Here is a 2,993-nt window from a genome sequence, read left to right on the forward strand (position 1 = left end):
GCTTCACGTACTGCATCGTGTCGTAGATCGCGGTGAGCGCCGTGAAGGAGCCGCCGGGGCTGTTGATGTACACCGAGATGTCACGGTCGGGGTCGACGTCGTGCGGCGGCAGGAGCTGCTGCGGGTGGGGGGCCGCAGCGTGGCCTGGGTGCCGCCGCTGCTGCTGCCGGGCCGCCGCTCGGCTTCCGGGGGCTCGCGCCCGGGCCGCCGCAGGTCCGGCGGTGGCGGATCTCCGCCGACGAGACGCTGCTGTTGGTGACGGACGGCGTGACCGAGGCCCGGGACGGCACCGGCGTGTTCTACCCGCTCGCCCACGAGGTGAGCCGGGCCGTCGCCGAGGACCCAGGCACCGCCGAACCGGCCCGCCTCGCCACCTTCGTACGGGACGGCACACCGCGGCACGGCGGCGGGCCCCTGGCCGACGACACCACGGTGTTCGCCGTCCGCGGGAGACCCGGGGGCGAAGCCCCAGAAGGCGGACGTTTGCGGTCCTGAGACCCACCTTTGCAGCCGCAGCGGTTACGGTGCTGACGTACGTGATCGACACAGGGGGTGGGGCCATGCCCGGAACCGTGCTGCTGCTGGCGGCCTCGCCGGTGGGCAGGGGGCGCCTGGTGGACGCCGCCTCGGTGCTCCCCGTCCTCGCCGCCGTGGCGCCCGCGGTGCTGTCCGGCACCGACACCGCGAACGTCGTCGAACTCGCCGACCCGCTGGAGCCGCAGGCCGTTCTCACCCGGCTGCGCGCCGCCGCCGCGGCCCCCGGCCCCCTCACCGTGTACGTCACCGGGCAGCTCCAGCTCGACCGCCGGCAGCGTCTGCCCCACCTCGCGCTGGCCCGCACCACCGCCTCCACCGCCCGCTACACGGCATTCCCCTGGCACTGGTTCCGGGAGGAGCTGCGGCTCAGGCCCGCCGGCGCCACGACCCTCCTGCTCGACCTGCACGCCGACGCAGAGACCTGGGAGCTGCTGCGGAGCACCCCGCTGGACTCGGGGCGCGGCAACGCCGTTCACGGCCGCATCGCGCCCCCGCCGTCCAGACGCACGGTCGCGGTCCCGGCGTACATGAAGGCCGTCGCGACGATCCTGCGCAGCGGATTCCGGCCGCCGGTCGAGCAGTTGCACCAGCAGGCGCTGACCCGGATCGCGCCGGAGAGCGCGGGCACGGACCTGGTGCTGAGCACGCCCGGCCCGACCGGCGGGGATCCGCACGCCGCCATCTCCGCCGCCGTCCAGTCCGGCCGGCACCCGGACGCCGACGCGCTCGCCGCCCGGCACGAGCAGGCCGCCGTCACCGCGCACGGGCCCGCGTCCGAAGAGGCCCTGCACTGGGCCGAAGTACGGGCCGACCTGGCGATGTTCGCCGGGGACGCGGCCCGCAGCTGCCGCACCTGGCTGATGATCGCCACCGCCCGTCTGAACGCCGGGCAGGCTCCGGACGCACCCGCCGTCGAGGCCGCCGTGGACCGGGCCCACCACCAGTGGGGCCAGGTCCACGACACCGCCCCCGCCCGTGAACTGGGCGCCGCGCTGGCCGCGTTGCGCGGACGGGTGCCCGGGCGACGCGAAGGGGCGCTGGACCATGTGCAGCGGCAGCTGCGCCAGTTGCAGACCCAGGGCTGAGCCGCGTGCGCCGTGTGCGCGTGGCGAGAAGGGGGCAACCATCGCTTTCACAGGTCACGTCACAGGTCTGCCGCCGGGGCCTGACCCGGTGTCATGATGTCGGGTATGACAGAGGGGGACGAAGTGGCTGTCTTAGGCGTGCGCGTCCGGCTGGGCGCCGGCGCGACCGTGGATGACGTCAGAGCTCTGAAGACGTGGCTGGAGCGCGAGGAGCCGCTGGAGGAACTGCTCTCCGGCCGGCACCTGCGCATCGAGGAACGGGCCGGCACGGACGGGGCCCCGGGACGCCTCGGGCCCGACCTCGAACTCGTGCTGAAACTCCTCGGCGACGTCGTCACGGTCGGGGCGCTCACCGAGTACACCGCCCGCGCGGTGAAGACTTGGACGAACAACCGCCGCCGGTTGCAGGGCGGCGACCCCGATCCGCAGATCCGCCCACTGGACCCCGACGGGGAGTAGGCGGTGAGCCGCTTCGACCCGCGCGGCAGGGCGAACCGGGCGCTGATCGTCGGTGTGTCCGAGTACGACCACACGGCACCGGATCCGTATGGAGTGATCGGCCAGCTCCCCGCCGTGCGGCACAACCGGACGACGATCGAGGACGCCCTGTACCGGGGCGGGGTGTTCGGCGCGGGTGAGGTCACTGTGCTGCCCTCGCCGTCCCAGCACGACTTCACCGGTGCGCTGCGCCGCGCCGTGAGCGAGGCCGAGGGCCTGCTGCTGCTCTATTTCGCCGGGCACGCCGTCGTGAACACGTCCGGCGGTGAGCTGTACCTCCAGATGCGTACCGCGCGGGTGCTCGCGGGCGAGTTGCCCGGTGCGGTGAGTTTCGCCCAGGTGCTGAGCGAGATCTGCGTCGCCGAGAACCACGCCGAGAAGGTGCTGGTGATCCTGGACTGCTGCTACGCGGGTCATGCCGCGGGCATCTGGCACCGCTTCCTCGATCCGGAGGGGAACAAGGAGAAGGTCCTGCTCCTGATGAGCGTCCAGCCCAACCGCTGCATCCTGGGTGGGGACGCCGACATCGCGACGCCCTTCACCCGTGAGCTGGCGGAGGTTCTCGACGAGGGCGGGGAGACGTGGCTCTCCGAGCTGTATCCCACACTGAAGCAGCGGATGGACGAGGCCGGTTACAAGGCGGAAGAGGACGACCCGCAGATACCGCAGGCACTGGCTCCTCCGTGGGACCCGGACGCGGACGTCCTGCTGGCGGCACGGCCGGTGCCCTCGCCTGCGCCGGTGCTCTCGCCCGAGTCCGCGCCTGCGCCTCCAGCGGATCCGGGGCCGGTGCCGGATCCGTCGCCGCCATCTGCCCCGCCGCAGAGGCCCGGCTCCCCCCCGCCGACGGCCCGCCCCCCCCCCCCCCCCCCC

4 protein-coding genes and 1 pseudogene are annotated in these 2,993 nt (G+C 73.6%); 4 read left to right on the forward strand and 1 reads right to left on the reverse strand.

Features of this window, described 5'->3' with window-relative positions; genetic code table 11:
* Positions 1-112, reverse strand: a 112-nt coding sequence (locus tag ABZ281_RS44350; protein ID WP_356663952.1) for an ATP-dependent Clp protease proteolytic subunit, incomplete at its 3' end; no start/stop codon positions are given.
* 89 nt (positions 113-201) lie between these two features.
* Here ABZ281_RS44350 and ABZ281_RS44355 point away from each other — a divergent pair.
* The 4 genes and pseudogenes from ABZ281_RS44355 to ABZ281_RS44370 form a co-directional block, all read left to right on the forward strand.
* Positions 202-495, forward strand: a pseudogene (locus ABZ281_RS44355) (SpoIIE family protein phosphatase); the annotation flags it as partial.
* Between the two features lie 65 nt (positions 496-560).
* Positions 561-1,622, forward strand: coding sequence for a hypothetical protein (locus tag ABZ281_RS44360; RefSeq protein ID WP_356663946.1), 1,062 nt, complete (start codon positions 561-563; stop codon positions 1,620-1,622).
* Between the two features lie 123 nt (positions 1,623-1,745).
* Positions 1,746-2,081, forward strand: a complete 336-nt coding sequence (locus ABZ281_RS44365) for a hypothetical protein (protein ID WP_356663948.1) — start codon at positions 1,746-1,748, stop codon at positions 2,079-2,081.
* A gap of 3 nt (positions 2,082-2,084) precedes the next feature.
* On the forward strand, positions 2,085-2,993 hold a 909-nt coding region (locus ABZ281_RS44370), incomplete at its 3' end, for a caspase family protein (RefSeq protein WP_356663950.1).

It is taken from the genome of Streptomyces sp. NPDC006265, from assembly GCF_040613555.1.
Classification (GTDB): domain Bacteria; phylum Actinomycetota; class Actinomycetes; order Streptomycetales; family Streptomycetaceae; genus Streptomyces.